This is a genomic window from Streptomyces sp. NPDC050509 (genome assembly GCF_044457965.1).
Lineage (GTDB): Bacteria > Actinomycetota > Actinomycetes > Streptomycetales > Streptomycetaceae > Streptomyces.
In genome coordinates this window covers 96,054-102,272 of sequence record NZ_JBITHL010000021.1, presented here as the reverse complement: position 1 = coordinate 102,272, position 6,219 = coordinate 96,054, and the positions used below count along the sequence as shown (strand labels likewise).

Below are 6,219 nucleotides of genomic sequence, written 5' to 3'. Positions count from 1 at the left end.
GCGCGTCCCCCCCCACAAACCCCTTGTGGGGCGTTTGTCCCCCCACTTTTTGGCGGGGGGGCCCGGGGTTGGGGGGGGGGGGGGTGGGGGGTTGGGGGGGGGGGGGGGGGGGGGGGGGGGGGGGGGGGGGGGGGCCCCCCCCCCCCCACCCCACCCGCCCGCTACGTGTCGGCGGTCACCGTGTCGAGCGCCGCGCGCCACTCCCGTACCGCCGCCGCCGAGACCGGCGCGCCCCAGCCCGCCGGGCGGGCCGCGCCGCCGATGTGGAACGCCGTCACGCCCGCCGCGCGCAGGACCGGTACGTGGGGCAGCGACAGGCCGCCGCCGGCCATGAGGCGTGGCCCGTACCCCGGTTCACCGCGGGCGCCGGCCGCCGCCTCCGCCAGGAGGGTGGGCAGGCCCTCGGTGACGCCGGCCGGGGAGCCCGCCGTGAGGTAGGTGTCCAGGCCGGGCAGGTCCGCGAGGCTTTTACGCAGCGCGTCGCGGTCGGCCGCGTGGTCGATCGCCCGGTGGAAGGTCCAGCGGCAGCCGTCCAGTTCGGCGGTCAGCCGCTCGACCGTCACCAGGTCCGGGGTGCCGTCCGGGTCGAGGAAGCCGAGGACGAACTCGTCCGCGCCCTCGGCCCGCAGCGCCCGCGCCGCTTCGACCAGCGCCCGGGCGCCGTCGGGGCCGCCCGCCGCGAATCCGTCCGTCAGCCGGAGCATCACCCGCAGGGGGAGCGGGACGGCCTGGCGGATCTTCGCGAAGGTCGCGGTGGCCGGGGTCAGCCCGTCGGCCGCCATGTCGGTGACCAGTTCGAGGCGGTCCGCACCTCCGTTCCGTGCGGCGATCGCGTCCTCCGCGTCGAGGGCGATCACCTCCAGGACTGCGCGCTTGCTCATCAGAGGGGACCTCATTCGTCGGGGAGGGGACGGGGAGACAGGTCTAGTCCAATATTCAAGCCTAAAGAGCCGCACGGGTCACCACCACCTCTTGAATTACATACGGGTGGGGGGTATACAAGAAGGGAGTTCATACCCCTAGGGGGTACGATGAAGTATCGGTCGAAAAGGTCGAAGAGAAGGAGCCGCCGCCCATGAGCAGCACCCGGACCACCGGCAGCCCGACCGGCACCCCGGCCGGCGCCGCACCAGGCTCCACCGCCGAAGTCGAGCTCATGATCGGCGGCATGACCTGCGCCTCATGCGCCGCGCGCGTCGAGAAGAAGCTCAACCGGATGGACGGCGTCGAGGCCACCGTCAACTACTCGACCGAAAAAGCCAAGGTCAGTTACGCCGACGGGCTCTCCGTGGACGATCTGATCGCCACCGTCGAGGCCACCGGCTACACGGCGCACCAGCCCCCGGCCGCACGCCCCGCACCGACCGGAAGTGGCTCCGGCGAGGAGACCAAGGAAGCGGAAGAGGACGACGCCGAGCTGCGGACCCTGCGCGAACGGCTGATCACCGCCGTCGTCCTCTCCCTCCCGGTCATCGCGATGGCAATGATCCCGCCGCTCCAGTTCGACAACTGGCAGTGGCTGTCGCTCACCCTCGCCGCCCCCGTCGTCACCTACGCGGGCTGGCCCTTCCACCGCGCCGCCTGGACCAACGCCCGGCACGGCGCCGCGACGATGGACACGCTCATCTCGGTCGGCACCTCGGCCGCGTTCCTCTGGTCGCTGTGGGCGCTCTTCTTCGGTACGGCGGGCATGCACGGCATGACCCACCCCTTCGAGCTGACGATCAGCCGCGGCGACGGCTCCGGGAACATCTATCTCGAAGCCGCCGCCGGGGTCACCGCCTTCATCCTCGCCGGCCGCTACTTCGAGGTCCGCTCCAAGCGCAAGGCCGGCGCCGCCCTGCGCGCACTGCTCGACCTCGGCGCCAAGGAGGTCACCGTCCTGCACGACGGCCGGGAGACCACCGTCCCCACGGCGGAACTCCAGGTCGGCGACCGTTTCCTGGTACGGCCCGGCGAGAAGATCGCCACCGACGGCACCGTCGTCGAGGGCTCCTCCGCCGTGGACGCGTCGATGCTGACCGGCGAGTCCGTCCCGGTCGAGGTGGCCGTGGGCGACGGCGTCACCGGGGCGACGCTCAACGCGGGCGGCCGGCTCGTCGTGGAGGCCACCCGTATCGGCTCCGACACCCAGCTCGCCCGCATGGCGCGCATGGTGGAGGACGCCCAGAACGGCAAGGCGTCCGTGCAGCGCCTCGCCGACCGGATCTCCGCCGTCTTCGTGCCGGTCGTGATCGTGCTCGCGCTGGCCACGCTCGGCGGCTGGCTGGCGGCGGGCGGCGGTCTGACGGCCGCGTTCACGGCCGCCGTCGCCGTACTGATCATCGCCTGCCCGTGCGCCCTCGGCCTGGCCACGCCCACCGCCCTCATGGTCGGTACGGGGCGCGGCGCGCAGCTCGGCATCCTCATCAAGGGGCCCGAGGTGCTGGAGTCGACGCGGCGCGTGGACACCATCGTCCTGGACAAGACCGGCACCGTCACCACCGGCAGGATGACCCTGCTGGCCACGCACAGCGCGGACTCCACCACCGACGACGAGGTGCTGCGGCTGGCGGGCGCCCTGGAGCACTCCTCCGAGCATCCCATCGCCCGCGCCGTCGCGGAGGGCGCCGCCGAGCGCGTCGGTGCGCTCCCCGCGCCCGAGGAGTTCGCGAACGTGCCCGGCCTCGGTGTGCAGGGTGTGGTCGAGGGCCACGCGGTCCTCGTCGGCCGGACGAAGCTGCTCGCGGAGTGGGAGATCCACCTGCCCGAGGAGCTGGCGCGGCGCAAGGCGGAGGCCGAGGCGGCGGGCCGTACGGCCATCGCGGTGGCCTGGGACGGCGAGGCGCGGGCCGTCCTCGAAGTAGCGGACGCGGTGAAGGAGACCAGCGCGGAGGCGGTACGGCGGCTGCGCGCGCTGGGTCTGACACCGGTCCTGCTCACCGGTGACCACCGGGCCGTCGCCGCGTCCGTGGCCGCCGAGGTCGGGATCGACGCCGACCGGGTGATCGCGGAGGTCATGCCCGAGGACAAGGTCGAGGCGGTCAGGAAGCTCCAGGCGGAGGGCCGGTCGGTGGCGATGGTCGGTGACGGCGTCAACGACGCCGCCGCCCTCGCCCAGGCCGATCTGGGCCTCGCGATGGGCACCGGCACGGACGCCGCGATCGAGGCCGGCGACCTCACGCTCGTACGGGGCGACCTGCGCGTGGCGGCCGACGCGATCCGCCTGGCGCGCAGAACGCTCTCCACGATCCGGGGGAACCTGTTCTGGGCGTTCGCGTACAACGTGGCGGCGCTGCCGCTGGCCGCCGCCGGACTCCTCAACCCGATGATCGCGGGCGCGGCGATGGCGTTCTCGTCGGTCTTCGTCGTCGGCAACAGCCTGCGGCTGAGGCGCTTCAAGGCGTCCTGACCGCGCCGCCACCGGCTGCCCGGGGCCTGGGCCGTGACTGGCCTAGGCTTTCGGCATGCCTGATTCCGCCGCTCTTCGCGACCGCTTCGCGATCACCCTCCGGTCCCTGCTCCCGGGGCCGGGCGACGCGGCCCCCGATCCGTATGTGTACGCCGACGACCTGCTCGCCCGCTGGGCCGAGCCGCAGCGCCGGTACCACACCACCGATCACCTGACCGCCGTCCTGGACCGCGTCGACACGCTCGCCGAGTACGCGGAGGACGCGGCGCTCGTACGCCTCGCCGCCTGGTTCCACGACGCGGTCTACCGCCCGGACCGCTCCGAGAACGAGGAGCGCTCCGCCCGGCTCGCCGAACGCGCCCTGCCCGAGGCCGGGTTGAGCGCGGACGGTACGGCCGAGGTCGCCCGGCTCGTCCGGCTCACCGCCGGGCACGCCACCGGCCCCGGCGACCGGAACGGCGCCGTCCTGTGCGACGCCGACCTCGCGATCCTGGCCTCGGCGCCGGACGCGTACGCCGCGTACACGGCGGCCGTACGGGAGGAGTACGGCTTCGTCCCCGACCCGGACTTCCGCGCGGGCCGGGCGGCCGTACTGGAGCAACTGCTCGCGCTGCCCGGCCTGTTCCGTACCCCGTACGGCGCCCGGGAGTGGGAGGCGCGGGCCCGCGACAACATGGCGTCGGAGCTTCGCGGTCTCACCATCTGAACAGATGACGGGGGCCGGAATGTCATGGCCGACGGCACAGGTTGCACCTGGCATGCCCGAATCCGCCGATCCCGGCTCCCCGGCCCCGACCAGCGCCCCCGACCCCGCTTCCGCACCGCCTTCCGCAGCGGCTCCCGCTTCCGAACCGCCCTCCGAGGCCGCTCCCCCGGCGGCCCGTATGCCGTTGGCCGTCTACATCCTCGGCCTCTCGGTCTTCGCGCTCGGCACCAGCGAGTTCATGCTCTCCGGCCTGCTGCCGCCGCTCGCCGCCGACATGGACGTGTCCATCCCGACCGCAGGACTGCTCATCTCCGCGTTCGCGATCGGCATGGTCATCGGCGCCCCGCTGCTCGCCGTGGCCACCCTGCGCCTGCCCCGCCGCACCACGCTCATCGCCCTGATCTCGGTCTTCGGCCTCGGTCAGGTCGCGGGCGCGCTCGCCCCGTCGTACGAGGTGCTGTTCGTGTCCCGGGTGGTCAGCGCGTTCGCGTGCGCCGGGTTCTGGGCGGTCGGCGCGGCCGTCGCCATCGCCATGGTCGCGCCGAACGCGCGGGCCCGTGCGATGGCCGTCATGATCGGCGGGCTCTCCATCGCCAACGTGCTCGGCGTTCCCGCCGGTGCGTTCCTCGGTGAGCACCTGGGCTGGCGCTCGGCGTTCTGGGCGGTCGGCGCGGCCTCCGCGGTCGCCCTGGTCGGTGTGACGACCCTGATCCCGCGCATCCCTCTGCCCGCCGAGAAGCCGCGGCTCAAGCGGGAGCTGGCCATCTACCGGGACCGTCAGGTCTGGCTCTCCATCGCCATGACCGCGCTCGCGGCGGGCGGTGTCTTCTGCGCCTTCTCGTATCTCGCCCCGCTGCTCACGGACGTGGCGGGCCTGGACAGCGACTGGGTCCCGACGGTGCTCGGCCTCTTCGGCATCGGCGCGCTGGTCGGTACGGCGCTGGGCGGCCGGTACGCGGACGCGCACCTCTTCGGTGTTCTGATCAGCGGCGTCACCGCGTCGACGGTGCTGCTCGCGCTGCTGGCGCTGACCGCCGCGAACCCGGTCGCCGTCATCGTCCTGACGTTCCTGCTCGGTGTCTCGGCGTTCTACACGGCGCCCGCGCTCAACGCCCGTATGTTCAACATCGCCGCCGCGGCCCCCACCCTGGCGGGCGCCACCACGACGGCCGCCTTCAACCTCGGCAACACGGGCGGGCCCTGGCTCGGCGGCACGGTGATCGACGCGGACCTCGGCTTCGCCTCGACGGCGTGGGCGGGCGCGGCGATGACCGTGGTCGCGATCGGCCTGGCGGCGCTGTCGCTCCGGCTCCACCGCGCGACGGCCAGCCGGGTGGTGACCGGTTCGGCGGCGTGCGCGGCTGTCGACTCGGCCGCCGCCCGCGCCGCCGACCCGGACGCCGGCACGGCGCCCGGGACCGTACAGCCGGTCAGCGAGCGGCCGGCGGACCGACGAGGCCTGTCAGCTCGGCCGTGAACAGCAGGGCGGGATCGAACCCCATCCCGGTGAAGTGGCCCGCGAGTTCCAGCGACAGCACGCCGTGCAGCCGGGTCCAGAGGGTCAGGGCCCGGCCGAGGGCGGCGGGCACGGCGGGATGACCGGCCACCCACTGCCGGTGGTCCGCGAGGTGGGCCTCGAACGGGGTCTGCGGGCCGTCCTCGGGCGGTGCGCCGTACGCGTCGAGCAGCGTCGTCATGATCTCGCGGGAGATCGCGGTGATGTCGTCGGGTGCGTGGTAGCCCGGGACGGGGGTGCCGTAGATGAGGAGGTACCGGTGGGGGTCGTCCAGGGCCCATCGGCGCAGGGCGTGCGCCAGCGCGGTCACATCGCCGCCGGAGGCCTCGACCGCGTGGAAGGTGTCGGCGAGGCTGCGGTACGCGTCCCTGATCAGCTCCGTGATCAGCTCGTCGCGGCCGGCGAAGTAGCGGTAGAGCGCGGGGCCGCTCATGCCCATCAGCTTGGCGATCGCGTTGAGCGAGAGCGCGGACGCGCCCGCCGTGGCGATCTGCTCCCAGGCGCGCTCCTTGATCTCCGTGCGCACCTGGGCGCGGTAGCGCTCGCGGGGGGTCTGCATGCCGGTCTCCGCCATGGCCTGTCACCTTCCGAGCGCTATACCGTCAA

General features: G+C 73.6%; 5 protein-coding genes. 3 read left to right on the top strand and 2 right to left on the bottom strand.

What is annotated here, in order from left to right; translation table 11 throughout:
* Nucleotides 1-161: 161 nt before the first annotated feature.
* Nucleotides 162-881, bottom strand: a complete 720-nt coding sequence (locus ACIBJC_RS37625) for a copper homeostasis protein CutC (protein ID WP_399300875.1) — start codon at nucleotides 879-881, stop codon at nucleotides 162-164.
* Between the two features lie 275 nt (nucleotides 882-1,156).
* Between ACIBJC_RS37625 and ACIBJC_RS37620 the strand changes: the two genes are divergently transcribed.
* From ACIBJC_RS37620 to ACIBJC_RS37610, 3 genes are all read left to right on the top strand, one after another.
* Complete coding sequence (locus tag ACIBJC_RS37620; protein WP_399300892.1) at nucleotides 1,157-3,391, top strand: heavy metal translocating P-type ATPase; 2,235 nt, start codon at nucleotides 1,157-1,159, stop codon at nucleotides 3,389-3,391.
* A gap of 55 nt (nucleotides 3,392-3,446) precedes the next feature.
* On the top strand, nucleotides 3,447-4,097 hold the full coding sequence (locus ACIBJC_RS37615) for a hypothetical protein (RefSeq protein ID WP_399300873.1): 651 nt from the start codon (nucleotides 3,447-3,449) through the stop codon (nucleotides 4,095-4,097).
* A 178-nt stretch (nucleotides 4,098-4,275) separates the two neighbouring features.
* On the top strand, nucleotides 4,276-5,574 hold the full coding sequence (locus ACIBJC_RS37610; protein ID WP_399300890.1) for a Cmx/CmrA family chloramphenicol efflux MFS transporter: 1,299 nt from the start codon (nucleotides 4,276-4,278) through the stop codon (nucleotides 5,572-5,574).
* Here ACIBJC_RS37610 and ACIBJC_RS37605 read toward each other — a convergent pair.
* Nucleotides 5,528-6,187: a TetR/AcrR family transcriptional regulator gene (locus ACIBJC_RS37605; RefSeq protein ID WP_399300870.1), complete on the bottom strand. Its 660-nt coding sequence runs from the start codon at nucleotides 6,185-6,187 to the stop codon at nucleotides 5,528-5,530. The genes ACIBJC_RS37610 and ACIBJC_RS37605 overlap by 47 nt on opposite strands.
* Nucleotides 6,188-6,219 lie beyond the last annotated feature (32 nt).